The organism is Pseudomonas sp. LB3P93 (genome assembly GCF_054898025.1).
Genome location: NZ_CM142713.1, coordinates 5,773,992 through 5,800,121 on the forward strand (window position 1 = coordinate 5,773,992; position 26,130 = coordinate 5,800,121).

The 26,130-nt window shown below is 61.1% G+C and carries 22 protein-coding genes; 16 read left to right on the plus strand and 6 right to left on the minus strand.

Translation table 11 applies throughout. The annotated features are described in order from the left end of the window. Nucleotides 1-68: 68 nt before the first annotated feature. The 4 genes from ACYZT8_RS26395 to ACYZT8_RS26410 all read left to right on the plus strand — a co-directional run bounded on the left by ACYZT8_RS26395 (nucleotide 69) and on the right by ACYZT8_RS26410 (nucleotide 3,497). Entirely contained in the window at nucleotides 69-779 is a 711-nt protein-coding gene (locus tag ACYZT8_RS26395; RefSeq protein WP_461977118.1) for an ABC transporter ATP-binding protein, read from the plus strand. 1 nt (nucleotide 780) lies between these two features. Then, nucleotides 781-2,046: an ABC transporter permease gene (locus tag ACYZT8_RS26400; RefSeq protein ID WP_461977120.1), complete on the plus strand. Its 1,266-nt coding sequence runs from the start codon at nucleotides 781-783 to the stop codon at nucleotides 2,044-2,046. An 11-nt stretch (nucleotides 2,047-2,057) separates the two neighbouring features. Further along, nucleotides 2,058-2,576: a DUF3299 domain-containing protein gene (locus ACYZT8_RS26405; RefSeq protein WP_461977122.1), complete on the plus strand. Its 519-nt coding sequence runs from the start codon at nucleotides 2,058-2,060 to the stop codon at nucleotides 2,574-2,576. A gap of 222 nt (nucleotides 2,577-2,798) precedes the next feature. Then, nucleotides 2,799-3,497, plus strand: a complete 699-nt coding sequence (locus tag ACYZT8_RS26410) for an OmpW/AlkL family protein (protein ID WP_461977124.1) — start codon at nucleotides 2,799-2,801, stop codon at nucleotides 3,495-3,497. Nucleotides 3,498-3,619: 122 nt separating this feature from the next. On the opposite strand, the gene ACYZT8_RS26415 is transcribed toward ACYZT8_RS26410, so the two are convergent. Further along, nucleotides 3,620-4,549 (minus strand): NAD-dependent epimerase/dehydratase family protein, encoded by a 930-nt coding sequence (locus ACYZT8_RS26415; protein WP_461977126.1) that lies wholly within the window; start codon nucleotides 4,547-4,549, stop codon nucleotides 3,620-3,622. Continuing rightward, nucleotides 4,542-5,426: a sugar nucleotide-binding protein gene (locus ACYZT8_RS26420; protein WP_461977128.1), complete on the minus strand. Its 885-nt coding sequence runs from the start codon at nucleotides 5,424-5,426 to the stop codon at nucleotides 4,542-4,544. The genes ACYZT8_RS26415 and ACYZT8_RS26420 overlap by 8 nt, the downstream gene beginning before the upstream one ends. 324 nt (nucleotides 5,427-5,750) lie before the next feature. On the opposite strand from ACYZT8_RS26420, the gene ACYZT8_RS26425 reads away from it, so the two are divergent. Next, entirely contained in the window at nucleotides 5,751-10,067 is a 4,317-nt protein-coding gene (locus ACYZT8_RS26425) for an Lhr family helicase (protein ID WP_461977130.1), read from the plus strand. A 150-nt stretch (nucleotides 10,068-10,217) separates the two neighbouring features. Here ACYZT8_RS26425 and ACYZT8_RS26430 read toward each other — a convergent pair whose 3' ends face one another. Beyond that, complete coding sequence (locus tag ACYZT8_RS26430; protein WP_461977132.1) at nucleotides 10,218-12,335, minus strand: mechanosensitive ion channel family protein; 2,118 nt, start codon at nucleotides 12,333-12,335, stop codon at nucleotides 10,218-10,220. A gap of 353 nt (nucleotides 12,336-12,688) precedes the next feature. Between ACYZT8_RS26430 and ACYZT8_RS26435 the strand changes: the two genes are divergently transcribed. The 5 genes from ACYZT8_RS26435 to ACYZT8_RS26455 all read left to right on the plus strand — a co-directional run bounded on the left by ACYZT8_RS26435 (nucleotide 12,689) and on the right by ACYZT8_RS26455 (nucleotide 18,087). After that, the gene (locus tag ACYZT8_RS26435; RefSeq protein ID WP_461977134.1) at nucleotides 12,689-13,891 is read left to right on the plus strand and encodes an MFS transporter; all 1,203 of its coding nucleotides are present in this window, start codon (nucleotides 12,689-12,691) and stop codon (nucleotides 13,889-13,891) included. A 210-nt stretch (nucleotides 13,892-14,101) separates the two neighbouring features. Next, entirely contained in the window at nucleotides 14,102-15,028 is a 927-nt protein-coding gene (locus tag ACYZT8_RS26440; protein WP_461977136.1) for a DUF72 domain-containing protein, read from the plus strand. Beyond that, complete coding sequence (locus ACYZT8_RS26445; RefSeq protein WP_461977138.1) at nucleotides 15,025-15,822, plus strand: endonuclease/exonuclease/phosphatase family protein; 798 nt, start codon at nucleotides 15,025-15,027, stop codon at nucleotides 15,820-15,822. The genes ACYZT8_RS26440 and ACYZT8_RS26445 overlap by 4 nt, the downstream gene beginning before the upstream one ends. Continuing rightward, nucleotides 15,819-17,114: a cardiolipin synthase ClsB gene (gene clsB, locus ACYZT8_RS26450; RefSeq protein WP_461977140.1), complete on the plus strand. Its 1,296-nt coding sequence runs from the start codon at nucleotides 15,819-15,821 to the stop codon at nucleotides 17,112-17,114. Before ACYZT8_RS26445 ends, clsB begins: the two co-directional genes overlap by 4 nt. Next, nucleotides 17,101-18,087 (plus strand): lysylphosphatidylglycerol synthase domain-containing protein, encoded by a 987-nt coding sequence (locus ACYZT8_RS26455; protein ID WP_461977142.1) that lies wholly within the window; start codon nucleotides 17,101-17,103, stop codon nucleotides 18,085-18,087. Before clsB ends, ACYZT8_RS26455 begins: the two co-directional genes overlap by 14 nt. A 135-nt stretch (nucleotides 18,088-18,222) precedes the next feature. On the opposite strand, the gene ACYZT8_RS26460 is transcribed toward ACYZT8_RS26455, so the two are convergent. The 3 genes from ACYZT8_RS26460 to ACYZT8_RS26470 all read right to left on the minus strand — a co-directional run bounded on the left by ACYZT8_RS26460 (nucleotide 18,223) and on the right by ACYZT8_RS26470 (nucleotide 21,375). Next, nucleotides 18,223-18,981 carry an alpha/beta hydrolase family protein gene (locus ACYZT8_RS26460; protein WP_461977144.1) on the minus strand — a complete coding sequence of 253 codons (759 nt, stop codon included), beginning with the start codon at nucleotides 18,979-18,981 and terminating at the stop codon, nucleotides 18,223-18,225. Continuing rightward, a complete protein-coding gene (locus tag ACYZT8_RS26465; protein ID WP_461977146.1) occupies nucleotides 18,971-20,080 on the minus strand; it encodes a DUF3182 family protein in 1,110 nt (369 codons plus the stop codon). Before ACYZT8_RS26465 ends, ACYZT8_RS26460 begins: the two co-directional genes overlap by 11 nt. A gap of 296 nt (nucleotides 20,081-20,376) precedes the next feature. Next, nucleotides 20,377-21,375: a GlxA family transcriptional regulator gene (locus ACYZT8_RS26470; protein ID WP_461977148.1), complete on the minus strand. Its 999-nt coding sequence runs from the start codon at nucleotides 21,373-21,375 to the stop codon at nucleotides 20,377-20,379. 104 nt (nucleotides 21,376-21,479) lie between these two features. Between ACYZT8_RS26470 and ACYZT8_RS26475 the strand changes: the two genes are divergently transcribed. The 6 genes from ACYZT8_RS26475 (at nucleotide 21,480) to ACYZT8_RS26500 (ending at nucleotide 26,124) form a co-directional block, all read left to right on the plus strand. Continuing rightward, nucleotides 21,480-22,034 (plus strand): cysteine hydrolase family protein, encoded by a 555-nt coding sequence (locus ACYZT8_RS26475; protein WP_461977150.1) that lies wholly within the window; start codon nucleotides 21,480-21,482, stop codon nucleotides 22,032-22,034. 282 nt (nucleotides 22,035-22,316) lie between these two features. Beyond that, nucleotides 22,317-22,898, plus strand: coding sequence for a YjfI family protein (locus ACYZT8_RS26480; protein ID WP_461977152.1), 582 nt, complete (start codon nucleotides 22,317-22,319; stop codon nucleotides 22,896-22,898). Between the two features lie 24 nt (nucleotides 22,899-22,922). Beyond that, a complete protein-coding gene (locus ACYZT8_RS26485) occupies nucleotides 22,923-23,621 on the plus strand; it encodes a PspA/IM30 family protein (protein WP_150638493.1) in 699 nt (232 codons plus the stop codon). Between the two features lie 169 nt (nucleotides 23,622-23,790). Next, complete coding sequence (locus ACYZT8_RS26490) at nucleotides 23,791-24,354, plus strand: rhomboid family intramembrane serine protease (protein ID WP_461977155.1); 564 nt, start codon at nucleotides 23,791-23,793, stop codon at nucleotides 24,352-24,354. A gap of 71 nt (nucleotides 24,355-24,425) precedes the next feature. Continuing rightward, the gene (locus ACYZT8_RS26495; protein WP_461977157.1) at nucleotides 24,426-25,460 is read left to right on the plus strand and encodes an ion channel; all 1,035 of its coding nucleotides are present in this window, start codon (nucleotides 24,426-24,428) and stop codon (nucleotides 25,458-25,460) included. Then, nucleotides 25,447-26,124, plus strand: coding sequence for a DUF2491 family protein (locus ACYZT8_RS26500; protein ID WP_461977159.1), 678 nt, complete (start codon nucleotides 25,447-25,449; stop codon nucleotides 26,122-26,124). The genes ACYZT8_RS26495 and ACYZT8_RS26500 overlap by 14 nt, the downstream gene beginning before the upstream one ends. Nucleotides 26,125-26,130: the final 6 nt, after the last annotated feature.

Sequence of the window (26,130 nt, forward strand, 5' to 3'; positions counted from 1 at the left end):
GACTGTCAGACCGCTTTCGCGGGCAAGCCCGCTCCCACAGGTTCATCAACACTCATGAAATCGGTTAAATGACCCAAGCACTCATCGAACTGTCCGACCTGGGCTTCAGCTGGCCCAGTCACCCGCCGCTGCTGGATATCCCGGCGTTTCGCCTGATGCCCGGTGAAACCCTGTTCCTCAAAGGCCCGAGCGGCAGTGGCAAGACCACCCTGCTCGGCCTGCTGGGCGGTGTGCAGAAGCCCGATCGCGGCAGCATTCGCCTGCTGGGCCAGGAACTGACCGAACTCGGCGCCGGCGCGCGTGACCGCTTTCGCGTCGATCACACCGGCTACATCTTCCAGCAGTTCAACTTGCTGCCGTTTCTCTCGGTGCGCGAGAACGTCGAACTGCCCTGCCACTTCTCCAGACTGCGGGCCGCTCGGGCAAAACAGCGCCACGGCAGTGTCGACCAGGCCGCAGCCACCCTCCTCGCCCACTTGGGCCTGAAGGATGAAAGCATCCTCAGCCGCCGTGCCGACTCGCTGTCCATCGGCCAACAGCAACGGGTCGCCGCCGCGCGCGCGTTGATCGGTCAGCCGGAGCTGGTGATCGCCGACGAACCCACCTCGGCGCTGGACTACGACGCTCGCGAAAACTTCATCCGTCTGCTGTTCGCCGAATGCCGTGAAGCCGGATCGAGCCTGTTGTTTGTCAGCCACGACCAAAGCCTCGCGCCGCTGTTCGATCGCCACCTGTCGCTGGCCGAACTCAATCGCGCCGCCACTCCGTTCGAGGTCTGAGATGTATTTGTTTCGTCTAGCCATGGCCAGCCTGGCTAACCGCCGCTTCACCGCGATCCTCACCGCGTTCGCCATTGCCCTGTCGGTCTGCCTGCTGCTGGCCGTGGAGCGGGTGCGCACCGAAGCCAAGGCCAGTTTCGCCAGCACCATCAGCGGCACCGACCTGATCGTCGGCGCCCGCTCGGGTTCGGTGAACCTGCTGCTGTACTCGGTATTCCGCATCGGCAACGCCACCAACAACATCCGTTGGGACAGTTTCGAACACTTCGCCAACAACCCGAAAGTGAAGTGGGCGATCCCGATGTCCCTTGGCGATTCCCATCGCGGTTATCGCGTGATGGGCACCACCGAGGCGTACTTCGAGCACTACCAATACGGTCATCAACAACACCTGGAACTGGCCGAAGGTCGCGCCTTCGCCAGCGATCCGTTCGAAGTGGTGCTCGGTGCCGAAGTGGCGGATGCGCTGCACTACAAACTCGGCGACAAACTGGTGCTGGCCCACGGCGTGGCGGTGATCAGCCTGGTCAAACATGACGACAAACCGTTCACCGTGGTTGGCATTCTCAAGCGCACCGGCACCCCGGTGGACCGCACGTTGCACATCAGCCTCGGCGGCATGGAAGCGATCCACATCGACTGGCACAACGGCGTGCCGGCGCGCGGCAACGGTCGGATCAGTGCTGATCAGGCACGCAACATGGACCTGACGCCGCAAGCGATCACCGCGTTTATGCTGGGCCTCAACAGCAAGATTTCGACCTTCGCCGTGCAGCGTGAAATCAATGAATTCCGTGGCGAGCCGATGCTGGCGATCCTGCCCGGCGTGGCGCTGCAAGAGCTGTGGAGTCTGATGAGCACGGCGGAAAAAGCCTTGTTCGTGGTTTCACTGTTTGTGGTACTGACCGGTTTGATCGGCATGCTCACCGCGATCCTTACCAGCCTCAACGAACGACGTCGCGAGATGGCGATTCTGCGCTCGGTCGGCGCCCGGCCGTGGCACATCGCGACGTTGCTGGTGCTGGAGGCGTTCGCCTTGGCGCTGTCCGGCGTGATTGCCGGGCTGGGTCTTTTGTATGTGGGCATCGCCTTGGCCCAGGGGTACGTGCAAGCCAATTACGGCTTGTTTCTGCCACTCGCCTGGCCCAGTGAATATGAATGGACGCTGCTCGGTGGCATCCTGATCGCCGCGTTGCTGATGGGCAGCGTGCCGGCCTGGCGCGCGTATCGCCAATCTTTGGCCGATGGCCTGTCAATCCGACTATGAGGACGTTAATGATGCCCCGCGCTCTGCTTGCGCTATTGATGCTGGTTGCCCTGCCGCTGTGGGCGGCCGAGCCGAAAGACCTGACCTGGTCGGAAATGATCCCGCCGGACGCCGCACCGGAAGTGCCGAACATGACACCGCTGCACGACCTGTCGCAGATGAGCGACGCGTTGGCCGCAGAATCTGCGCCGGCCGCCAAGCAAGACATGCCCAATGCGCCGGTGGTGAAAAGCCTCGACGGGCAGAACATTCGCTTGCCCGGCTACATCGTGCCGCTGGAAGTGAGCGAGGAAGGTCGCACCACGGAGTTTTTGCTGGTTCCGTATTTCGGCGCCTGCATCCATGTACCGCCACCGCCGTCGAACCAGATCGTGCATGTGAAAAGCGAAGTGGGCGTGAAGCTCGATGAGCTGTATCAGCCGTACTGGATCGAGGGGGCGTTGCAGGTGAAAGCGTCGAGCAGCGAGTTGGCGGATGCGGGGTATCAGATGGAGGCGGACAAAATTTATGTGTATGAACTGCCGGAGTGAATCCGGCAGTTCTGTGTTGTTTGATCGATAGCAATCGCGAGCAGGCTCGCTCCCACATTTGGAATGCATACCTCTGTGGGAGCTAGCCTGCTAGCGATGAGGCCCTCAAAAACACCCACAAACCCGGGGCCATCACTGTTTCATTGAGCTGCATCAAAAGACCGTATCAGACGCCTCAGTACCATTGGACATCGAACATTTTTAACGTCCTTTGGAGCCCCCATGCACAAGTCCGCGCTCTGCGCTTCGCTGCTCGCCCTCGCGTTTGCAGCCCCGCTCGCCTATGCCCACGATGCCGGCGACATCATCGTTCGTGCCGGTGCAATCACCGTCAACCCGAAAGCCGACAGCTCCAGCGTCAAAGTCGACCAAGGCCCGTTGGCCGGCGCCGATCTGGGTGGCAAGGCCACCATGAGCAGCGACACGCAGTTGGGCCTGAACTTCGCCTACATGATCGACAGCCACTGGGGGATCGAGCTGCTGGCCGCCTCGCCGTTCGAGCATGACGTGAAGCTCAAAGGCACCGCCCTCGGCGCAGCCAACGGTAAACTCGGCACCCTGAAACACCTGCCGCCGACCTTGAGCGTTGTGTACTACCCACTGGACGGGAAGTCCGCGTTCCAGCCGTATGTCGGCGCGGGCATCAACTACACCTGGATCTACGACGAGCACGTCGGCAGCGAAGCGCAGGCCAACGGCTTCAGCAATTTCAAGGCGGATAACTCTTGGGGCATGGCGTTTCAGGTCGGCGCTGACTACATGCTGACCGACAACGTGATGATCAACGCCCAAGTGCGCTACATCGACATCGACACCACGGCGACCGTGGAAAACAACGCCGTGGCTCCGGGCACTCGGGCCAAGGTCGATGTGGATGTTGATCCGTTCATCTACATGGTTGGATTGGGCTACAAATTCTGACAACCTGACTGAAGCTGATCGTTCCCACGCTCTGCGTGGGAATGCAGCCAGAGACGCTCTGCGTCTCAAGAGCGGACGCGGAGCGTCTTGAGGCATTCCCACGCAGAGCGTGGGAACGATCATCAGCGTCCTAACAACCGCGCCAGCCCGACACTCATCGGTGTCTGCTCCGGATAGGTAAAGCGCTCCAGCAACCGCCGGTTGTTCGCCCGCGAGTGGCGGATGTCACCAGATCGCGCCGGGCCATAGCTCACCGGTGGCAATTGACCGACCACCGCTTGCAACGCTTCAAGCATTTGCTTGAGGGATGTCGCCTGGTTCCAGCCGACATTGACCGCGCCGACTTCGACCTGCGGTTGCTCGATGGCTTGCACCAGCAAGTCCACCAGATCCTCGACGTACACAAAATCGCGGGTCTGCTCGCCATCGCCAAACACGGTGATCGGCAAGCCTTTCTGCGCACGCTCGCTGAAAATACTGATCACGCCGGAGTACGGCGAGGACGGATCCTGACGCGGGCCGAAAATGTTGAAGAAGCGGAAAATCACCGGTTCCAACTCATGCTGGCGACGGTAGAAATCGAAGTAATACTCGCTGGCCAACTTGTCCGACGCATACGGCGTCAACGGGGCCTTCGGTGTATCTTCGTCGATCGACTCACCTTCGCCATTGTTGCCGTAGACCGCCGCGCTGGACGCGTAAAGCACTCGCTTGACGCCGGCCTGACGCATGGCTTCGCAGACGTTCAGCGAACCGATGAAATTGCTCCGGTGAGTCTTCACCGGATCGTCCACCGAGGCCTGCACCGACGCCACCGCCGCCAGATGCGCCACGGCGCTGCAGCCGACCATCGCCTGCGCCACCAGCACAGCATCGGCGACGTCGCCTACAATCAGTTCGACCTTGGGATTGTCCAGCGGCAGGTTGCTGCGTTTGCCGGTGGACAGGTCATCGAGAATGCGTACCGAATGACCCTTGGCGAGCAAGGCATCGGTCAAGTGCGAGCCGATAAAACCGGCGCCGCCGGTGATTAAAACAGGGCCGTCAGCCATGGCGATAAAACCTATCCAGTAAGCCCGGGAGTGCCGCGCGCCAGGCGCGGGGCTTGATCCCGAAAGTGTGCAGAATTTTCTTGCAGGCCAGCACCGCGTGTTGCGGCTCTTCGGCGGCGTCCGGGCGCGCGGCGTGAGCCTGGGCGGTCGGCGCTTCGATGGCCAGCGGATGCAGGCTGCGTGCTTCGGTCAGAATCGCCTGACCCAGCGCCAGCGGCGTCGTCGCCTCATGCCCGGCGTAATGATAGGTGCCCCACAGCGGCGCCGCACAATCGAGTTGTTTGAGCACCGAAATGATCACCCGCGCCGCGTCGTCGACCGGTGTCGGGTTGCCCCGGCGGTCGTCGGCCAGCAGCAGCTCTTCAGGTTGCTCGGCGCGACCGAGGAAACGCCCGAGGGTGCCGTCGGGGCTGTCATCGAGCAGCCAGCCGAATCGCAGCAGCACATGTTGCGGGCAGGTGGCGCGCACGCTTTGTTCGATCCGCCACAAGGCCTGACCACGCAGGCCCAGCGGCACCGGTTCGTCTTTTTCGCTGTAAGCGGTCGCCCGGGAGCCGTCGAACACGCGATAGCTCGACGGTTGCAGCAGAACGATGTTGTGATGCTGGCACAGTTCGGCCAGACGCTCGACTGCCCGCTCCTGCCCGGCCAGACGCTGCTCGCTGACCGTTTCCGCCTGAAACCAGTCGAAGTAATAGGCGAGGTTGATCAACGCATCCGGACGCGTGTCGTCGAGCAGTTGCGTCAGGCTCGCGGCATCCCAGCCGTCTTGCGGTGGGCGGGGGGCGAGGAAACCGATGTCTTCCTCAGCACCGAGGCGAATCAGCGCCTGCCCAAGGGCATTTCCGCCGCCCAGTAACATAAGGCGCATTCGCATAGAGTCAGCAGGCCCAGTCTGATTGGAACGATGGCTTTATCGACAGCGCCCACGGGCGATATCGTTGTTAGTTGCCGGAATCGTTGCATTTTGCGGGTTTAGTGCGCAACCGTCATCCGTAAAGTGTAGATCTGCGGGATTTGTGGCGCTGCTACTGGCCTCATCGCGGGCAAGCCCGCTCCCACAGAGGGCTTCTGTGAATGCAATACTTGAGAACAACAGAGAACGTGTGGGAGCGGGCTTGCCCGCGATGAGGCCCTGAAGACTGGCGAAGGTCTCAAGCGGTACTTGCAACTTCCCATCCCCACCCGCATAAATTACCCCATGAATCTGCCCATCCCCACGGACGCGGCCCTGGCAGGCTTCCACCCCGCCGTCAGCGCCTGGTTCAGCAACACGTTCCCGACGGTCACCGCCGCCCAGGCCCGGGCGTGGCCGTTGATCCGCCAGCACCGCTCGACCCTGATCGCCGCGCCCACCGGGTCCGGCAAGACCCTTACGGCCTTCCTTGCCGTCATCGACGATTTGGTCCACCGAGGTCTGGACTACGGCGGCCATCTACCCGACGAAACCCTGGTGGTCTACGTCTCACCGCTCAAAGCCCTGTCCAACGACATCCAGATCAACCTGCAAACCCCGCTGGCCGGCATCACCGAGCAATTGCGCGCCATGGGCCTGCCCGAATTGCAGATCAACACCGCCGTGCGCACCGGCGATACACCGCAGAAAGACCGCTCGGCCATGCGCCGAAATGCGCCGCACATTCTGGTGACCACCCCGGAATCCCTTTACGTGCTGCTCGGCTCCGACTCCGGCCGGCAGATGCTCGGCACCACGCGCACGGTGATCGTCGACGAAATCCACGCCATCGCCGCCAGCAAACGCGGCAGCCACTTGGCCCTGAGCCTCGAACGTTTGCAGGCGCTGTGCGCCGTCCCGCTGATGCGCATCGGCCTGTCCGCCACGCAAAAACCCATCGAAGCGGTCTCGCGCTTCCTCGTTGGTCGTGATCGCCAGTGCGAAATCATCGACATCGGCCACGCCCGCCCGCGGGATCTGGACATTGAAGTGCCGCCAGTGCCGCTGTCGGCGGTGATGGCCAGCGACGTCTGGGAACTGGTCTACGACAGGCTCGCCGCCCTTGCCCGCGAACACCGTACCACGCTGATTTTCGTCAACACCCGGCGCCTGGCCGAACGCCTGAGCCGGCATTTGAGCGAACGCCTCGGCAAAGAAGCCGTCGCCGCGCACCACGGCAGCCTGGCCAAGGAGTTTCGCCTCGACGCCGAACAGCGGCTCAAGCGCGGCGACCTGCAAGTGTTGATCGCCACCGCCTCGCTGGAGCTGGGGATTGATATCGGCGACGTCGACCTGGTGTGCCAGATCGCCTCGCCGCGCTCGATTGCCGGTTTTCTGCAACGGGTCGGCCGCTCCGGGCACCAGGTCGGCGGCACGCCCAAGGGCCGTTTGTTCGCCACCACCCGCGATGACCTGATCGAATGCACCGCCCTGCTCGACTGCGTGCGTCGTGGCGAACTCGACACCTTGCAGATTCCCAAGGCGCCGCTGGATGTTTTGGCGCAGCAGATCATCGCCGAGGTCAGCTGCCAGGAATGGCAGGAGCGGGCGTTGCTGGAGATGTTCCGCAAAGCCTCGCCCTACGCCGAACTCGACGAAAAACATTACCAGGCGCTGCTGCACATGCTCGCCGAGGGCTACAACGGTCGGCAGGGCATCCGTAGCGCTTACCTGCACCGGGACGCAGTGACCCGCACATTGCGCGGTCGTCGGGGCAGCAAACTGACGGCCGTGACCAGCGGCGGAACGATTCCGGACAACGCCGATTACAGTGTTTTACTGCAACCTCAAGGCCTGAACATCGGCAGCGTCAACGAAGACTTCGCAGTCGAAAGCATCACCGGGGATATCTTCCAGTTGGGCAATACGTCGTACCGAATCCTGCGCGTCGAAACCGGCAAGGTCCGGGTCGAAGACGCTCAGGGCCAGCCGCCGACCATTCCGTTCTGGCTCGGTGAAGCACCCGGTCGCAGCGCTGAATTGTCGTTCGCCGTGGCGCGCCTGCAAGCGCAGCTCGACGACCTGCTCGGCGCCACACCGGGCAACTTGCAGCCGGCCATCGACTGGCTGACCGACACCCTCGGCCTGAACCTGGCGAGCGCCGAGCAGCTGGTGGATTACCTGGCCCGGGCACGTCTGACCCTCGGCGCCCTGCCGTCGCAAGACACGCTGCTGATGGAGCGGTTTTTCGACGAGTCCGGCGGCACGCAACTGATCATCCACACGCCGTTCGGCAGTCGCATCAACCGCGCCTGGGGCCTGGCCTTACGCAAGCGTTTCTGTCGCACCTTCAACTTCGAATTGCAGGCCGCCGCCAGCGAAGACGCGATCGTGCTGTCACTGTCCACCAGCCACAGCTTCGAACTCGACGACGTTTGGCGCTACGTGCACAGCAACACGGCCGAGCACTTGCTGATCCAGGCAATCCTCGATGCGCCGCTATTCGGCGTGCGCTGGCGCTGGAACGCCGGGGTCGCGCTGGCGTTGCCGCGTTACACCGGCGGGCGCAAAGTCGCGCCGCAGATCCAGCGCATGAAAAGCGAAGACCTGATCGCCAGCGTGTTTCCTGATCAGATCGCCTGCGTGGAAAACCTCGCCGGCGAACGTGAAATACCCGAGCACCCGCTGGTGGAACAAACCCTCGACGATTGCCTGCACGAGGCCATGGACAGCGAAGGCTGGCTGGCATTGTTGCGGCGCATGGAACGTGGTGAAGTCCGGCTGATCAGCCGCGATTTGCCGGCGCCTTCGCCACTGGCAGCTGAAATCCTCAGCGCCCGCCCCTACACCTTTCTCGACGATGCGCCGCTGGAGGAACGCCGTACGCAAGCGGTGCTCAACCGGCGCTGGACCGACCCGCAGTCCACCGACGACCTCGGAGCGCTGGATGCCGAGGCGATTCAAGCGGTACGCGACGAAGCCTGGCCAGCCCCCACGAGTGTCGATGAAATGCACGAGGCCTTGATGAGCCTGACGTGCATCACCGATGCCGAGGCGCAGGCCAATGCGCATTGGCTGGACTGGCTGAACGCCCTCGCTGATAGCGGCCGCGCCAGCTGTTTGCAGATCAATGCCGAGCAATCACTGTGGCTGGCGCTGGAGCGCTTGACCTGCCTGCGCGCGGCTTATCCACAGGCGACTTTGCATCCACCGATGGAAGCGCTGCCTGGGTTCGATGAAGTCTGGGAGCCCGATGAAGCGCTGCTGGAAGTGATTCGTGCGCGGCTCAGCGCGTTTGGGCCACTGCCGTTGCAAGCGATTGCCGAACCGTTGGGGTTGCCGGCCATTGAAGTCACCCAAGCCTTGGCACAACTGGAGCGCGAAGGTTATGTGCTGCGCGGACAATTCACTCCGGGCGCCAGCGAGGATGAATGGTGCGAACGGCATCTGCTGGCGCGGATTCATCGCTACACGGTCAAGCGTCTGCGGCGGGAAATCGAGCCGGTGGCGTTGCAGGATTTCATGCGATTTCTGTTCGACTGGCAACATCTGTCCGCCGCGACTCAAGGACAGGGCAGCGCGGTGTTGCCAGCCATCGTCGCTCAATTCGAAGGCTACCCCGCCGCCGCTTCCGCCTGGGACAGCGACATTCTGCCGATGCGCATCAAAGGCTATTCGGCGAGTTGGCTGGATGATTTATGCCGCAGCGGCAAACTGGTCTGGACTCGTCTGACGGCGCGCAACAAAAGCGCCGGCACAGCGTTGCGCAGCACGCCGATTCTGTTGCTGCCGCGCAGTCAGGTCGGGTTGTGGAGCAGCCTGACCGAGCAGACCCCGGTCTGCGAACTGTCGCCCAAGACGCAAAAGGTTTACGAAGCACTCAGCCAACACGGCGCGCTGTTTTTCGATGAGCTGATTCACGAGGCGCATCTGCTGCGCGCCGAGTTGGAAATTGCCTTGCAGGAACTGGTCGGCGCTGGCCTGGTAAACGCTGACAGTTTCGCCGGCCTGCGAGCGCTGATTACGCCGGCCAGCAAACGGCAGAATCGCAGCAGCCGACGTGGCCGTGGGGCGTTTGTCGGCGGGATGGACGATGCCGGGCGCTGGGCTTTGTTGCGACGCGGTCCCGCCGCGCCGGTTGTGGATAACAAACGACCGGCGCCGACGCCGAGTGACACCCTGGAACACATCGCCATGACCTTGCTGAGGCGCTATGGCGTGGTGTTCTGGCGCTTGCTGGAACGGGAAGCGGATTGGTTGCCGAGCTGGCGGGAATTGCTGCGCACGTTCCATCGGCTGGAGGCCCGGGGAGAGATTCGCGGCGGGCGGTTTGTCAGTGGTTTGGCCGGGGAGCAGTTTGCGTTGCCGGAGGCAATTCCGCTGCTGCGTGAAGTGCGACGCCGGCCGCATGACGGGAGTCTGATTGCGGTGTGCGGGGTTGATCCGTTGAACCTAGCCGGGACGCTATTGCCCGGCGCGAAAGTGCCGGCGTTGGCGAGTAATCGGCTGGTGTATCGGGATGGGTTGCCAGCGGCTGCCGAAATCGCGGGCAAGCAGGTTTTCTGGGTGGAGCTGGATCAGCAATCGACTGCCGAACTGCACAACAAACTGATCCGGCATTGATGGTGTCTGGGCGGGCCTCATCGCGGGCAAGTCGAATCGTCGCACCGCCGCTCCCACAGGGATTTGCGTCGGTTATCAAATTTTGTTCAGACACCGATTAACTGTGGGAGCGGGCTTGCCCGCGATGAGGCCAGCCCAGACACCACAAAATCATTGAGGTCGAGGCTGATCCGGCAACAACACCGGCGAATTCTCCGGCGCCGGGCCTTCCTCTTCCTGCCCGGCCATCGCCTGCCTCGGCATCAAAACCTGCTGTGGATAAGTCTGCGCGAAATGCACCCACGGGCTGTTATCCACAAGCTTTTTCAAGCGCTGGTTAAACGCCCGGCTCACCGCATATTGCCCACCCGACACCGTGCGGAACTGCGCCGTCAGCACCACGCCGTTGAGGTCCATTTTGTCGACGCCAAACACGTCCAGCGGCCCTTGCAGGTTGTACTTGAGAAACGCGTCATCACGAATCGAATCCCCCGCTTCACGGATCAACTCGATCGCCTTGTCGACATCGGTGTCGTAAGTGAACTGCACCGAGAAAAACGCATACGCGAACTGCCGCGATTGGTTGGTCACAGCCTTGATCTGACCGAACGGCACCGAGTGCACAAAACCCTTGCCGTCACGCAGGCGCAAGGTGCGGATGGTCAGGCCCTCGACCGTGCCGGCGTGGCCGGAGTCGAGCACCACCCAGTCGCCGATCGACAGGGTGTCTTCGATGATGATGAACAACCCGGTGATCACATCCTGCACCAGTTGCTGCGAACCGAAACCGATGGCCAGACCGACCACCCCGGCACCGGCCAGCAACGGCGCGACGTTGATCCCGAGATTGGCCATGGTCGTGATCGCGCAAATTACCACCAGGATGATTTTGATCGCGTTGCGCAGCAGCGGCAGGATGGTTTTGACCCGCGTGCTGGGCTGCGTCGTGCGTTTGTTGAGCGGCGGTTTCAGCGCTTCCTGGATTGCCGTATCCAGCACAACCCACAACAACCAGGTCACCAAAAAGATCAGACCCATGCTGCTCAACGCCTCACTGAGCGCCCGGCCCACCGAGTTGCGCTCGGCGAATTCGAACAGCGACACACCCCAGATCCGCCCAAGGATTTCGATGAAGGCGACGGCCATGACGATCCGCAGCAACGCATGCAGCAGACTGAGGAAACGCTCCTTGTAGGCGCTGCTGTGCTGGATTGCTGTGACCTGACGGGACTTGAACATGTGCTGGAAAATCGTGCTGAGAAACACCGTGGCGATCAGCAGGATGGTGGTGAACAACGCACAGCGCAGGGCTTTCTGATTGTCCTCGCCGACGCCGAGCAGGTTGATCGCCGAGACCATCACCATCAGCAGGATCGGCCAGTACCAGAGCCCGGAAAAGATCCGCAGGGATTCCTGCAGCGACGGCTGTTTGAGGCGCTGGGCCAGCGGCCGGTTACGGATCAGATGCGCCACCGGACGCCTTAGACGAATCACCAGTAATCCGAAGATGATCGAAACGAAAAAACCGGTCAGCACTGCAACGCTGCTGGTGATGTTGCCGCCCAGTTGTCGGGCGATTTGCGGGCTGGTCAACGCATCGCTGAGCGCGGCGAGGAAGCCGATCAGGAACAGCGGTCGTGGGCAGAAATCGCGGATGATCTGCACCGCCGTCCGCTTGTGGCCGGTGTTGAACATGACGATTACGCAGAGCAGCATCGAGGTCGAGAAAATACCGCTGCTGGTGGCGTAGGCGAAACACAGCGCCAGCGCGCGGCCCACCGAGGCGGGCAGGAAATGGCTGACGTAGAGGGTTAGCGGCAGACAGACCAAGGCCGGTAGCGTGTAAGGCAACACATAATTGAGCAAATCCTGACTGCGTTGGCGGGTGCTTAGCCAGCGGCCCTGGTTCAAGCGTTTGGCGAGGATCCCGCCGAGCACCGTGAGCAAGGCAAAGGTGCCGAGCCAGACGCCGGACAACATCAGGAAGTCGCCGATCACGCTCCAGCCTGAACGGCTCGAGGGTCGATTGACCAGTTTGTCCACCTCATCCGCCGCCCGATCGGCCCGCAGGCGCCAGGCGTCGACCAGGTTTTCGTTAAGGTCGAGCTTGTCCTGGACGTCGTCGATGCTGGAACTGATGGCCCCGAGCAGACCGCCCTGGACCAGTGGTTCCGGCGCAGCGGGTTCCTCGGCAGCAGCGGGAACACCCGGCAGCGCGGCGGCTTCCAATTCGTTGCTGCCCAGAAACAGCAGCGCCCCCAGTAGTATCGCGGTCTTGAACTTGAGCAAAACGGGAAGCTCCTTGGGAAGGGTCTGTAAGGAACTGATCGGCAAATGGCGGGCAAGTTCGGTTTTGCCCGTGAGATAACAGCCAGCACATCCCCCTGTGGCGAGGGAGCTTGCTCCCGCTGGGGTGCGAAGCGCCCCCAAAAACATGCAAACCCGAGCTCTCCAGGTACACCGCGCTGTATGGCTTTGCGACTGCTGCGCAGCCGAGCGGGAGCAAGCTCCCTCGCCACAGGGTTTCATTTGCCTGCGAGATATTTGACCTGAACGCAAATATCAAATGCCCGCCCCTCTATTTTTCCGCACAACCCAAACCCCGACACTGCGCTCCATCAATCAATCCCGGAGTTGCAGTCATGCCCATTGCTTTGCTCGCGCTGACCCTCAGCGCCTTCGCCATCGGGACGACCGAGTTCGTCATCGTTGGCCTGTTACCCACCATCGGCGCCGACCTCGGCGTCAGCCTGCCGTCCGCCGGCCTGTTGGTCAGCCTCTACGCCCTGGGCGTTGCCATTGGCGCCCCGGTGCTGACCGCACTCACTGGCAAAGTCCCGCGCAAATTGCTGCTGTTGTCGCTGATGGTGCTGTTCACCCTTGGCAACCTGCTGGCGTGGAAAGCCCCCAGCTATGAATCGCTGATCCTGGCGCGGATCGTTACAGGCCTGGCTCACGGGGTGTTTTTCTCGATTGGCTCGACCATCGCCACCAGCCTGGTGCCGAAGGAGAAAGCTGCCAGTGCCATTGCGATCATGTTCACCGGCCTGACCGTGGCGCTGGTCACCGGCGTGCCGCTGGGGACGTTCATTGGTCAGCATTTCGGCTGGCGTGAAACCTTCCTCGCCGTGTCTGCGCTGGGCGTGATCGCCTTTATCGGCAGCCTGCTTTATGTGCCGAAAAACATCGCCCACAGCAAACCTGCTTCGCTGTTGCAGCAATTGCAGGTGCTCAAGCAACCTCGCCTGCTGCTGGTGTACGCCATGACTGCGGTCGGCTACGGCGGTTCGTTCATCGCCTTCACCTTCCTGGCGCCGATTCTTCAGGACATTTCCGGCTTCAGCGCCGGCACCGTCAGCCTGGTATTGCTGGTCTACGGTATCTCGGTAGCTGTCGGCAATATCTGGGGCGGCAAACTGGCGGACAAACGCGGCCCGATCAGCGCGCTGAAAATCATCTTCGCCTTGCTCGCTGCTGTGCTTTTCGTGCTGACCTTCACCGCCGGTAACCCGTGGCTGGCGCTGGCCACTGTACTGGTCTGGGGCGCGGTTGCGTTCGGCAACGTGCCGGGGCTGCAAGTGTATGTGGTGCGTCAGGCCGAACATTACACCCCGCATGCGGTGGACGTGGCGTCGGGGCTGAACATCGCGGCCTTCAACCTTGGCATCGCCGGTGGCGCGTGGGGCGGTGGCTTGATCGTTGCTCATTTGGGCCTGATCCACACGGCGTGGATTGGCGGGCTGGTGGTGTTGGTGGCGCTGGCGCTGACGGCGTGGAGTGGGCGTCTTGATCGCCTCGGCCCGGTCTATTCCGAAGGCTCAACCCGCATCGTCGCCAGTCACTAAACCCCTGTAGGAGCGAGCCTGCTCGCGATGGCGGCGGTACATATTGCATCAATGTGGCTGACAGACCGCTATCGCGAGCAGGCTCACTCCTACAGTAGGTCGGTGTAGTTTCCTGGAACGCGAACCGTCCGTAGCCCCGTCGAAACTTTCTCTGTTGCCCCACGGTCATCAAAAGACGGGGCAACCGAGGACCATTAGACGGGAGGCGACATGGCGGCGATTCACATTGGTATTTCAGGCTGGCGCTACACGCCCTGGCGGGGAGGTTTCTACCCGAAGGGGCTGACCCAGAAGCGCGAATTGCAATTCGCGTCACGGGCGGTCAACAGCATCGAAATCAATGGATCGTTTTACGCCCTGCAACGGCCTGAACGTTATGCCCAGTGGTACGCCGAAACCCCGGCGGACTTCGTGTTCAGCGTCAAAGCCCCACGCTTCATCACCCACATCAAACGCCTGCGGGACATTCACAAGCCGCTGGCGAATTTCTTTGCCTCCGGGATCCTGGAGCTCAAGGAAAAACTCGGCCCGATCCTCTGGCAGTTCCCGCCCAATTTCAAATTCGACGTCGAGCTGTTCGAAAGCTTCCTCGAGCAACTACCCCACGACACCCAACAAGCGGCCGCCCTCGCCCGTCAGCACGATTCGCACCTGCACGGCCCCGCCAGCCTGAAGGCTTACCAGAAAAAGCCGCTGCGCCACGCCGTTGAAATCAGGAACGAGACCTTTGTTGATCCGTCGTTCGTGCGCCTGCTCAAGCGCTACAACGTTGCCCTGGTCATCGCCGACACCGCCGGTAAATGGCCGTACCGCGAAGACGTCACCAGTGATTTCGTTTACCTGCGCCTGCACGGCGCGGAAGAGCTCTACGCCAGCGGTTACACCCCCGAGGCGCTGGAACGCTGGGGTGAGCGGATCGAAGCCTGGAACCACGGCCAGCAACCGACGGATCCGCAGCTGATCGCTCCTCGGCAGAAGCCGAAAGCGCGCAAGTCCCGCGAAGTGTTCTGCTATTTCGACAACGACATCAAAGTCCGTGCCCCCTTCGATGCGCGGCGCTTGCTTGAGCACTTCCATCTCGACAAAGACCTCGCCACCCGTCCCGGGGAACCGGTCGCCGAAGGAGTACTGTCATGAGTATTTCCGAGCCGGTCGGCACCACTGACGAACAGCAACCCATCATCACCGCCGTGCGCAGTTTCACCGTGCTGACGGTCAATACCCACAAGGGTTTCACCGCGCTCAACCGGCGCTTCATCCTGCCGGAATTGCGCGAAGCGGTACGTAGCGTGTCCGCCGACGTGGTGTTTTTGCAGGAAGTCCACGGCACCCACGAGCATCATCCGCAGCGCTACACCAACTGGCCGACGATGCCGCAGTACGAATTCCTCGCCGACACCCTGTGGCCGCAATTTGCCTACGGCCGCAATGCCGTGTACCCGGCGGGTGATCACGGTAATGCGCTGCTGTCGAAATTCCAGATCACTCGCCATGAAAACCTCGACGTCTCGATCAGCGGCCATGAGAACCGCGGCATCCTGCATTGCGTGCTGCGTCTGCCCGGCGATGGCCGGGAAGTGCACGCGATTTGCGTGCATCTGGGGCTGCGTGAATCCCACCGGACGGAACAACTCAAGTTGCTGGCGCGACGCCTTGAAGACCTGCCAGATGATGCACCGGTGATCGTCGCCGGCGACTTCAACGATTGGCGCCAACGGGCCGATGCCTTGCTCAAGCCCTGTGGTCTGCGTGAGGTGTTCGCTGAACACCATGGAAAACCGGCGCGCAGTTTTCCCGCGCGGTTGCCGGCCTTACGCCTGGACCGCATCTATGTGCGCAACCTCAAGGCCCGCCGTCCGCAAGTGCTGGCGGCGCGCCCCTGGTCACACCTTTCCGACCACGCACCGCTATCGGTGGAGATCGAGCTATGAGCAGTGCACCAATGGAAAAAGCCACCGTTGATCACATACCCGCCACCCCACCGGTGCGTGAACCCGGCGTGGTCGATGTTGAATACGGCTGGCAGGGCAACAACCTCGTGGAAATGCTGGAAAACGGCGAAGCCTACTTCCCGCGGGTATTCGAGGCCATGCGCCAGGCCAAGACTGAGATCCTTCTGGAAACCTTCATTGTGTTCGAGGACAAGGTCGGCAATGAGCTGCAGCAGGTGCTGATCGAGGCCGCTCAACGCGGCGTTCGGGTCACCGCCAGCCTCGACGGGTTTGGCTGCGGCGAGTTGACGACCGGGTATCTCACTGCATTGAGCCAGGCCGGCGTACGCCTGCAAATATTTGATCCGGCGCCCAAGCGTCTGGGCATCCGCACCAACTGGTTCCGCCGCCTGCACCGCAAGATCGTGGTGGTGGACGGCACGATTGCGTTCATCGGCGGGATCAACTTTTCCGCCGACCATCTGGCCGACTTCGGCCCCGAGGCCAAGCAGGATTACTCCGTTGAAGTGCAAGGCCCGGCAGTGGCCGACATTCATCACTTCGCGCTGCTGCAAAGTGGCCGCCCGGGTCGCGCCAAATACTGGTGGCAACGCCGCCGGCAACGGCGCTCGGAACTGGCGTTCAGCGACCACGACGGCCAGGTGCGCCTGGTGTTCCGCGACAACGGCGACCATCGCACGGACATCGAAGAGGTTTACCGGCAGGTGCTGCGCAGTGCCCAGCGCCGCGTGGTGATCGCCAATGCCTACTTTTTTCCGGGTTACCGCTTGCTGCGGGAAATCCGCAACGCCGCTCGTCGTGGCGTCGACGTGCGCCTGATTCTGCAAGGGCAACCGGACATGCTGGTGGCCAAACTGGCCGCGCGCATGACCTACGACTATTTGCTCAAGTCTGGCGTGCAGATCTTCGAGTATTGCGAACGCCCGCTGCACGGCAAAGTCGCGCTGGTGGATGAGGACTGGAGCACTGTCGGTTCAAGCAATCTCGACCCATTGAGCCTGTCCATGAACCTGGAAGCCAATGTGCTGATCCGCGACCGCGCCTTCAACCACGATCTGTTCGAACGGCTCGAAGTGCTGAGCAATAACCATTGCAAAGCCATGTCAGCGGACAAGTCACCGCGCGGACGGATCTGGCACATGACTGTCGGCTTCCTGGTGTTTCACTTCCTGCGTCACTTCCCGGCATGGGCCGGTTGGCTGCCGGCGCATAAACCACGCCTGAAACCCTTCACCCATTCGGCCGGGAGCGACCACCATGAGCCACGTTGAAGCGCACTCGGCGGTTCACGGCGACAGCGCAAAAAAGTCCCGTTGGAGCCGCTGGAAGAAACCGCTGACGATGCTGTTTTTCCTGGCGCTGATCGTGCTGTTCACGATGCTCGCCCAGCGCATCGAATGGAACGAAGTCTTCGACACCCTGGCCGATTTCAAGGTGCGCACGCTGATCATTGCGTCGGGCCTGACGCTGGTGAGTTTTCTGGTGTACGCCTGCTTTGACCTGATCGGCCGGACTTACATTCGTCAGGACCTGACCTGGAAGCAGATCTTGCCGGTGGGGATCATCAGCTACGCGTTCAACCTCAACCTGAGTGCCTGGGTCGGCGGCATCGCCATGCGTTATCGCCTGTATTCGCGACTCGGGGTGAGCAAAAGCAACATCGCGAAAATCCTCGGGCTGAGCCTGGCGACCAATTGGTTCGGCTACATGGTCATTGCCGGCGCAGTGTTCAGCAGCGGACTGGTCAGAATGCCCCCGGGCTGGAAGTTGAGCAGCGATGCATTGCAAGGTGTGGGGGTGTTGTTGCTGCTGGTGAGCGCGGGATATCTGGCGGCGTGCCGGTTTTCCAAGCGTCGGGAATGGTCGATACGCGGGGTGGAAATCAACCTGCCGTCCCTGCGCATGGCGGTGCTGCAACTGGCCCTCGGCGCGCTCAACTGGTCGCTGATGGCGGCGGTGATATTCACGCTGCTGCCGAGCAAGCTGGATTATCCGTTGGTGTTGGGCGTGTTGCTGATCAGTGCGATTGCCGGGGTGATTACCCACATTCCTGCCGGGCTTGGGGTACTGGAAGCGGTGTTTGTGGCGTTGCTTCAGCATGAGGCTTCGCGAGGGAGCCTGGTGGCGGGGTTGCTGGCGTATCGGGCGATCTATTTTATTTTGCCGTTGTTGATTACGTTGGTGATGTATTTGGTGGTGGAGGCCAAGGCCAAGTCGCTGCGGATCGCGAAGAAACCTACCTGAGATTTTTGGCGAGGCGGATGACGCCTTCGCGGGCAAGCCCGCTCCCACAGGTTCAGCGGTGTCACGCAGATAGCATGACCACCGAAAACCCTGTGGGAGCGGGCTTGCCCGCGATGGCGTCCGCAAGACCACCACTCATTTCGATTGAATAATGCTCAACCGTTCGCCAACGACCATCTCGGTAATCCAGTCCACCAGAATCGAGGTATACGCCTGTTGCGAAACCGGCTCGCTCAATGCGTGATCGGCGCCGTCGATAATCCGGTGCGTCAGCGAATGCGTCTGCTGGCACGCGGCGCGGTAGCTCATGATCGTCGCGTGAGGCACATAATCGTCGGTCTCGGACTCGACCAGCAGCACATCCCCGGTGAATTGCGAACAGGCATGCAGCGCGCGATTGCTGTCCGCGCGCACCAGCGTATTTCGGTAATCGCGTAAATCCGCCTTGTCCAGTTCACGCTTGGGCGTGTGCCATTCATCGTCGCGATACAGCGCTGGCACCCGCAGCGCCAGCCAGCGCACCGGGCGCAACGAGGTCAGGATCGAGGCCAGATAACCGCCGTAGCTGGTGCCGACCACCGCAATCGCGGAGGTGTCGAGCGCCGGGTGGGCGAGCAAGCGGTCGTACGCCGCCAGCAGATCACGCAGGTTGTCATCACGCGTTACGCGAGTGAGCGGGATGCCGGTGCCGCCGGTGTGCCCGCGCAAGTCGAACGTCAGGCACACGCAGCCCAAACCGGCGATGCCTTTGGCCCGTTCCAGGTCCCGCTCCTGGCTGCCGCCCCAACCGTGCACAAACAACACGCCGGGGACTTTCGATTTGGGGCTGAGAAAAGTCCCGCTCATCTGTTCATCGTCGATGTCGATCTGAATGGTTTCGCTTCTAGCCGTCATAGGATTTGACCGTTACGTACTTGAGAAGAAATTCACTGTTTTCCGCCGGCCCGCGGTACACCTCGATGGCGTCCGCCGGCAGCGGTTGATCGATGTAGGTTTCTACCGAAGATACGCGAATCGCGCGCATCCCCGGGTCGTTGACGAAACTCTGCAACGCGGCCACTTCGGCGCTGCTGGCACCGCCCATGCGCCAGGATTGTTCGAGCACGCCGCTGCGCTGTTGGCCATTGCTGTCCAGGCCTTGGGCGATGTCGTAGTTGCGGCGCGAGGCGTAGAAACCGGGATAGGCTTCGTCCGCTGCACTGTCGAACACTTGCGCCTGCTGGATCGCCAGTCGCACATCGTCGGGCAGATCCAGTTTTAGCAGCTCGTCGTAATCACCCTGCACCACCAGCAGATTGGAACCTCCATAAACCTGCTCGCCTCGACCGTCTTCGGTCAAGTATTGATCACCGCAATAGCTCAGCACCTTGCCGCCCATAAAGCTCTGGCCGACGCTGTGGGTGATCACTTTGTCGAGATCCTGCTCGAGCACCACGCCTTCGGTGAACAGTGCCTTGGCATCCGGGCGAGCCAGAACGGCGTCGAACTGGTCGAGGTTTTTGATCACTTCCTGTCCACGTCCGGCGCAGGCATGAATCGGTTTGATGCGAATAGGGCCGGCGCAGAGCAAATGCTCCGCCGCCGGTCGCGCATCGTCGAGCGAGAACACGCTGAGGCCATCAAGCACGACGTTGCGCACCCGTTCGGAAAACAGCGCAGACCAGCCTTCCGGGGCCTGCGCAGTCTTGTTGCGCAATCCGTGGCTAATGGCTTTGGTGCAGATGAAATCGTGGTCGACGTAACCGCCCCACAAATCTTCGGGGCCCTTGACGCCTAGTGCCCGGGCGGCAGCGACGCCCACCAGGGTCTGGGTCGGCAACAGATAAAGATCCCGCCCGTTGTGAAGTTCGGGGTCGTAACTGCCGCCGAACTTGAGCCCGAGGATTTGCGCCAGCCAACGGGCCAGCGCGCGATTGGTCTCGACTTCGTGCAGGGGCGCCTCGGAGCGGACCGAGTGGGCGACCACCAGCTTCTTGCGATTTGTTGGGGTCATGCGTCCCCCTTCAATCTGCGTTTGATGAATGTAGTTGAAGGGGTGCAGAGATCAAGCCATTGCGGGCTGTATAGAAACGACTTTCGAATCAGGTAGTTGATGAGAGGGCAATGGCACTAAGCCTGTTTTATTCTGCACGAAGCCCCTCTCGTTCCCTGCAATTTGCACGATCCAAGCCTTGTACAGAGCCAATGTGGGAGTGAGCCTGCTCGCGATAGCGGTCTGTCAGGCGCCATCAATGTTGAATGTTATGGCCTCATCGCAAGCAGGCTCACTCCCACAGGGGGTTTGGCGCACTAAGCCAATCGGGTTGCAGCGGAGGGCATCACGCCAAACCGTGACCGGTAATCACTCGGCGCCAGCCCGGTGATTTTCTTGAACGTCGCCCGGAACGCCCCCGGGTCCTGATAACCCACGGTCCACGCAATGTGATCGATGGTGCCGTTGGTGAACTCGAGCATTTCCCGCGCCTTGCCGACCCGCAGGTGCTGGCAGTATTCGGTGGGTTTCAACCCGGTCGCCGCGCGGAATCGGCGCAGGAACGTGCGTTCTTCCAGCCCTGCCCGCTCAGCCATCGCCGTCAACGACACATCAGTAGCCCCGGTGCTTTGCAGCCAATGCTGAACCTTGAGAATCGACGCATCGCCATGGCTGAGAATCGGTGAAAAATTGCTGCCGCATTCACTCGCGCTGTCGCTGTGTTCCACCACCAGGAAACGCGCGGTGCCGGTGGCGATACTCGGGCCGAGCAGACGGTCCACCAGGCGCAAGCCCAGCTCGGACCAGGCCATCAGCCCGGCGGTGGTGATCAGGTCGCCGTCGTCGACAATCGGGGTATCGGCCTTGAGGTTGATCGCCGGGTAACGCTCGGCGAAGGTTTTGGCCGAGGTCCAGTGGGTGGTGGCGCTGCGGCCATCGAGCAAGCCACTTTCCGCCAGCAGAATCGAACCGACGCAGACCCCACCGAGGGTCGCGCCTTGTGCATGTTGCTGACGCATCCAGCGGATCAACGCCTGGGGTGCCTGGCCTTCGGAAAATCCGGCAATCGACGGCGGAATCAACACCGCCACCAATGGGCGGTCGGGCCCCGGATGACTGTCGTAAACCCGCTCGGGCGTCTGCTCGCCATCAACCTGCCAATGGCTGACCCGCAGCAGCGGCAACTGCGTGGCCTGATGCTCGGCGGCAATCCGGTTGGCCACCCCGAACAAGTCCGTCAGCCCATGCACCGCCGCCATCTGCGCGCCGGGATAAATCAGCACGCCGAGCTCAGCGATTGCCCTTTCTGCGTCCATTGTCAGTTTTCCCCCTTCTATTGTCGGTGCGGCCAATCCCCGGTCGGCCTTCCAGAGCCAATACTTCATTCCACACCCAACGCACACATTTCGAGGAATCAGTCATGGCCAAGCAAGCACTCATCGTAGTCGATATCCAAAATGACTACTTCCCCCAAGGCAAGTGGCCGCTGGTCGGCGCCGACGCTGCAGCCGACAACGCCGTCCGTCTGCTCAAAGCCTTTCGCGATGCCGGTGATTCGGTGGTGCACATCCGTCACGAATTCACCTCCGAAGAAGCCCCTTTCTTCACCCCAGGTTCGGAAGGCGCGAAGCTGCACCCCAAAGTCTTGAACCGCGCCGATGAGCCGGTGGTGCTCAAGCACTTCGTCAACTCGTTCCGTGAAACCGAACTGAAGTCGATCCTCGACGAGCAAGGCATCAAGGAACTGGTGGTTGTCGGCAGCATGAGCCACATGTGCGTCGATGGCATCACCCGCGCCGCTGCCGATTTCGGCTACACCGTTACCGTGATCCACGATGCCTGTGCCTCACGTGACCTGGAGTTCAACGGTGTCACGGTGCCAGCTGCCCACGTTCACGCGGCCTTCATGTCGGCCCTGGGATTCGCCTATGCGAGCGTGATCTCCACTGACGAATTCCTGGCGGCCAGCCACTAACGTCTTAACCTATTGATCAAATTCCGAAAAGGGCCCGCCGCGTTTTAGCGCTGCGGGCCTTTTCCGTGGGTCAGGAAAAGTAATACAAAAAATCTCACGCGTGAGCTATTGAGAGTGGCAAAAATTGCCTGTAGTGTTTCCCACGCGTGAGTTTTTCACTACGAGGTCAGCTCCATGAAAAGCAGCTCTCCATCGAGCCCCCCAACCGGGCCCGATACCGATACAGCAAGCCGCAAGGGAGAGCGCGCGAAACCGTCCGCGAAAAAACCGTCGAGCTTTTACATGAAGCAGATGCGCGCGGGCCTGGGTGCCGCCGGTTATGTGAAACACGAGACTTGGGTGCTTCCCGAAAACCGAAGCCTGCTCAAGCAGATGGAGAAACAGCTTCGCCAACCGATTCTGGCTGGCTCATTCATGTCGGAGAATTACATGAGCGCAGGTACTAACTGGAACATCGATCGCCTCTTCAGCGCCCTTCAAGCCCTGGACGAAGTGGTTTCGAACGACATCACGCTTTCTCTCGTTCAAGGCTCCGAGTCCAGCATCAAGCTGGAAATGAACGATTTCGGTGGCTTGCCTATTTACATCGCGGTGGTGGGCGAACAGATCATCGTCGATACCGTTCTGGTCGACGTCGAATCCATCAACGACGTACCGGCCTTCAATGACGCCGTGCTGCGCAGCCGGGAGATGTTCCCGCTGTCCTCGATCGGTATCGAGTCCATGCCGAACGGGCAGGTTGTTTACAACATGTTCGGCGCGCTGAGCTCCGACTCCAGCCTGACGAACATCGTGACCGAGGTTAAAACCCTGGTCGACAACGTCCAGCGCGCCAGCGAAGCCTTCGAACGTTTCTTCAATTAATTATTCGGGAATAGGGAATATCCAATGACTCAGTCCATCTGGAGCAAATTGTTCACCGCGCTGCGCGGCGGTGCCAACGAAGTCGGCGAATCGATCGTCGACCAACAGGCCCTGCGTATCCTCGACCAGGAAATTCGCGATGCTGACAGCGCCCTGGCCAACGCCAAGCGTGAGCTGGTCACCATCATGGCCAAGCACAAACTGTCGGCTGATCGCGTCAGCGAGTACAACGCCAAGATCAAGGACCTGGAATCCAAGGCCCTGGCTGCGATCCAGGCCAACCGTGAAGACCTGGCGCTGGAAGTGGCCGAAGCCATTTCGACCCTGACCAACGAACTGGACGTCGAGCAGAAGCAGGCCACTGAATTCGGCGGTTACGCTGAAAACATGCGCAAAGACATCACCAAGGCCGAAAACCGCATCAAAAGCCTGCGCCAGCAAGTCGACATGGCCAAGGCCCGCGAAAGCGTACAGAAAGCCCAGGTCAGCGCTTCGATTGCCAGTGGCGGCGCCAACGGCAAGCTGGAAACTGCCGTCGGCACGCTGAACCGTCTGCAGGCCAAGCAGCAGCAACGCGCTGCTGAACTGGAAGCCCAGGACCAACTGGCCGATGCGTCGACCGGCACTGACCTGGAACGCAAACTGCGCGAAGCCGGCATCACACCGGACGCGGGCAGCGCCAACGCGATTCTGGAACGCCTGAAGCAGAAATCGGCTGAGTAACCGATTCCGCCGCCGAACGCATAACCTGTGGGAGCTAGCCTGCTAGCGATTGCGATCTGCCAGTCGACATTAATGCTGACTGATACATCGCCATCGTCGGAACGCCGCCCGGAGCAGGCTCGCTCCCACAATGGATTGCGTTTCAGTTTTCGTTGATTCGAGGTCAAGGATGGATGCCCTGAAGGGTTTCAAGACAATCGCCGGCCTGGCCCTCGTCATGGTCGCACTGCAACTGCTCAACGTTGCAACCGGCTACAGCCTCATGGCATTCGGCCTGATTCCGAGAACCGTGCACGGTCTGCTCGGCATCATCACCTCGCCTTTTCTGCACGCGTCCTTTGCGCACCTGAGCGCAAACCTGGTGGCCTTTTTGATACTGGGCACCCTGGTCATTATCGAAGGGCTCAACCGCTTCATTGCCGTCAGCGCGATCATTATTTTGCTGGGCGGCTCGCTGGTCTGGCTATTCGGTTTTGCAGGCGTCCACATTGGTGCCAGCGGCTGGGTATTCGGGTTATGGGCCTACCTCCTGTCCCGCGCCTGGTTCCACAGAAGCTGGGGCAACCTGATAACGGCCGGCGTCGTGGCCCTGCTCTATGGCGGCCTGATATTTGGCTTCCTTCCTCGCCAGGGCGTTTCATTCGAAGGTCATCTCTTCGGTGCACTCGCCGGATTTATTGCAGCGAAGGTACTTTTCTCCGCATCGCGCAGCAGGTTTAATGCCGCCGGTTGAACGCACTTGCGCATTCAGACGCCGAGGCGATGAAATCGCCAGGAACGAGTACCCACGGAGTCAGGGACGAAATGTCGATTTTCCTTTTGTTGCGCAGGTACGCCTCGTCCCTCTTCCACCGCTTCGGCTGGGCAGGCCTGGTCATTGCCTTGGGCGTGCACCTGATCGCGGCGTATCTGGGCCTGGTGTTTCTGGGCGAACAACACCTCACCGCCCCCGCCACGTTTACTTACTTCTATCTCACCACCACACTCACCGTCGGCTATGGCGATCTCGCGCCACAGACAGCGGCGGGACGTATTTTCGTGGCCACCTGGGTCATGCTCGGGGGCATTGCGCTGCTGACGGCAGCCATTGGCAAAACTACCAGCAGCGTCATCGATGCATGGAGAAAAGGCATGAAGGGCAAAGGCGATTTCACCGGCAAGGTCGGCCATACGGTTCTCATCGGCTGGGAAGGCGCGTCCAGTGAGCGGGTCATTGAATTGTTGCTTCAGGACGAAACCTCGAACGACAACCTGATCGTCATTTGCGATTGCACCCTTGAAGAAAACCCGATGCCGGGCAAAGCGACCTTCATCAAAGGTGAAAGCCTGTCCTCTGTGGCGTTGCTGCTGCGCGCCGGCGTTCCGGGTGCCGAACGCGTCCTGGTGCGAACCCATTCAGACGACCTGACCCTGGCCACCGTGCTGGCGGTCAATCAACTGAAACCTGTCGGGCATGTGGTCGCCCATTTCAATGACAGTGAAGTCGCTGCGCTCGCCAGTGCCTATGCCCCCAGCCTGGAATGCACCTCAAGCATGGCCATCGAGATGCTGGTGCGCGCCTCTCAGGATCCGGGCTCGTCAGTGGTCATCAATGAATTGCTGTGCGTCGGCCAGGGCGCCACCCAATACCTGATGAAACTGCCCGAGGCCTTCGAAGCCACGTTCGGCGATCTGTACACTCGGATGAAAGAACACCACAACGCCACGCTCATCGGCTATCGCGCCAAAGGTGCCCAACAACCGTCGATCAACCCGCCCAGCGCTACGCGCATTGAGGGCGGCGAACTCTTCTACATCGCCTCCACTCGCCTCAAGGAAATCTCCAATGGGATGGTTTAAACAGTTGATGGGGCTTGAGGCCCCGAACGCGACCCCAGAGTCGAAATGGACCGCCAACGAAACCTCGCCGCCAGCCACCGGGCCATTGGGCCTGGGATTGGGCAAGGGCGTGATGTTCGACACCTCCCTGAGATTGTTGCTCGACGGCAACACCACGGTAACCATCCCGGGGTCCCAGCAGATCTGGAGCAACGGCACCGTCGATCTCGGGCAATCGACCTGGCTGTCGCGCTATTACATGAACGACGAAGATTACTGGCTGCAGGTGCACACTACCGGTGACATTGCCGGACAGGTCGAGTCGGTGATTCTGTTCAACTACCTCAGTTACATCACCATCAGCAGCGAAGCAGAGCTGCGTCGACTGGCCGGTCCGCAGAGCCTGATCGGGCTGCCGACCTACACCCATAACGGCGTCGAATACACCCGCGAATGGGGCACCGAGAATGGTCAGACCGAATTGGTGGCATTGAGCGAACAGCTGAAAAATCCGGAGGAGTCCTACAACATCGAGCACCGTTCGATGCTGTACGCCCGTGAAACCGGCCTGACCGATCGCCGGGAGTTCCTGCTGTTTTCCGTCGAAGAAGACGCCGAAGGCACCATCAGTTTGAGCACGTCGCTGGGCATCTCGCTGTACACAACCGACCTGAATACGTTCTAAAAAGGA

Bases quoted from the DNA above. Each gene is read 5' to 3' on its own strand.
- ACYZT8_RS26445 (WP_461977138.1), top strand. From the start codon at position 15,025: ATGAGTATTTCCGAGCCGGTCGGCACCACTGACGAACAGCAACCCATC.
- ACYZT8_RS26455 (WP_461977142.1), top strand. From the start codon at position 17,101: ATGAGCCACGTTGAAGCGCACTCGGCGGTTCACGGCGACAGCGCAAAA.
- clsB (WP_461977140.1), top strand. From the start codon at position 15,819: ATGAGCAGTGCACCAATGGAAAAAGCCACCGTTGATCACATACCCGCC.
- ACYZT8_RS26500 (WP_461977159.1), top strand. From the start codon at position 25,447: ATGGGATGGTTTAAACAGTTGATGGGGCTTGAGGCCCCGAACGCGACC.
- ACYZT8_RS26480 (WP_461977152.1), top strand. From the start codon at position 22,317: ATGAAGCAGATGCGCGCGGGCCTGGGTGCCGCCGGTTATGTGAAACAC.
- ACYZT8_RS26465 (WP_461977146.1), bottom strand. From the start codon at position 20,080: ATGACCCCAACAAATCGCAAGAAGCTGGTGGTCGCCCACTCGGTCCGC.
- ACYZT8_RS26470 (WP_461977148.1), bottom strand. From the start codon at position 21,375: ATGGACGCAGAAAGGGCAATCGCTGAGCTCGGCGTGCTGATTTATCCC.
- ACYZT8_RS26405 (WP_461977122.1), top strand. From the start codon at position 2,058: ATGCCCCGCGCTCTGCTTGCGCTATTGATGCTGGTTGCCCTGCCGCTG.
- ACYZT8_RS26425 (WP_461977130.1), top strand. From the start codon at position 5,751: ATGAATCTGCCCATCCCCACGGACGCGGCCCTGGCAGGCTTCCACCCC.
- ACYZT8_RS26440 (WP_461977136.1), top strand. From the start codon at position 14,102: ATGGCGGCGATTCACATTGGTATTTCAGGCTGGCGCTACACGCCCTGG.
- ACYZT8_RS26495 (WP_461977157.1), top strand. From the start codon at position 24,426: ATGTCGATTTTCCTTTTGTTGCGCAGGTACGCCTCGTCCCTCTTCCAC.
- ACYZT8_RS26395 (WP_461977118.1), top strand. From the start codon at position 69: ATGACCCAAGCACTCATCGAACTGTCCGACCTGGGCTTCAGCTGGCCC.
- ACYZT8_RS26475 (WP_461977150.1), top strand. From the start codon at position 21,480: ATGGCCAAGCAAGCACTCATCGTAGTCGATATCCAAAATGACTACTTC.
- ACYZT8_RS26435 (WP_461977134.1), top strand. From the start codon at position 12,689: ATGCCCATTGCTTTGCTCGCGCTGACCCTCAGCGCCTTCGCCATCGGG.
- ACYZT8_RS26485 (WP_150638493.1), top strand. From the start codon at position 22,923: ATGACTCAGTCCATCTGGAGCAAATTGTTCACCGCGCTGCGCGGCGGT.
- ACYZT8_RS26420 (WP_461977128.1), bottom strand. From the start codon at position 5,426: ATGCGAATGCGCCTTATGTTACTGGGCGGCGGAAATGCCCTTGGGCAG.
- ACYZT8_RS26400 (WP_461977120.1), top strand. From the start codon at position 781: ATGTATTTGTTTCGTCTAGCCATGGCCAGCCTGGCTAACCGCCGCTTC.
- ACYZT8_RS26460 (WP_461977144.1), bottom strand. From the start codon at position 18,981: ATGACGGCTAGAAGCGAAACCATTCAGATCGACATCGACGATGAACAG.
- ACYZT8_RS26490 (WP_461977155.1), top strand. From the start codon at position 23,791: ATGGATGCCCTGAAGGGTTTCAAGACAATCGCCGGCCTGGCCCTCGTC.
- ACYZT8_RS26415 (WP_461977126.1), bottom strand. From the start codon at position 4,549: ATGGCTGACGGCCCTGTTTTAATCACCGGCGGCGCCGGTTTTATCGGC.
- ACYZT8_RS26410 (WP_461977124.1), top strand. From the start codon at position 2,799: ATGCACAAGTCCGCGCTCTGCGCTTCGCTGCTCGCCCTCGCGTTTGCA.